The organism is Leptotrichia sp. OH3620_COT-345 (assembly GCF_003932895.1).
Classification (GTDB): domain Bacteria; phylum Fusobacteriota; class Fusobacteriia; order Fusobacteriales; family Leptotrichiaceae; genus Pseudoleptotrichia.
The window spans coordinates 1-293 of the sequence record NZ_RQYW01000177.1; the positions used below are offsets into that span (position 1 = coordinate 1).

The following is a 293-nucleotide window of genomic DNA, read 5'->3' on the forward strand; positions in this document are numbered from 1 at the left end:
TTTTCCGAGGTAATACCTGATCCTGCAAGTATAGGGACAAGAGTAACAAAGACGGCTTCGGGAATAGACCAAATAGATATAGCTTCGCCTAATAGAAATGGAACAAGCTACAATTCATTAAAAGAATTACAGGTAAGTGAACAGGGGCTGATACTGAACAATAATAAACATGTAGTAGTAAATACCCATATAGCAGGTTTGGTAGTAAGAAACAGAAATTTGGATAACGGAATAACTGCAAACTTAATCATAACGGAAGTGACAGGAAAGAATAAGAGTAATATAAACGGAAT

At 35.5% G+C, this 293-nt stretch carries 1 protein-coding gene; it reads left to right on the top strand.

What is annotated here, in order from left to right; translation table 11 throughout:
* The coding region (locus EII29_RS11720; RefSeq protein WP_148096448.1) for a filamentous hemagglutinin N-terminal domain-containing protein at window positions 1–293 on the top strand (293 nt) is incomplete at both ends.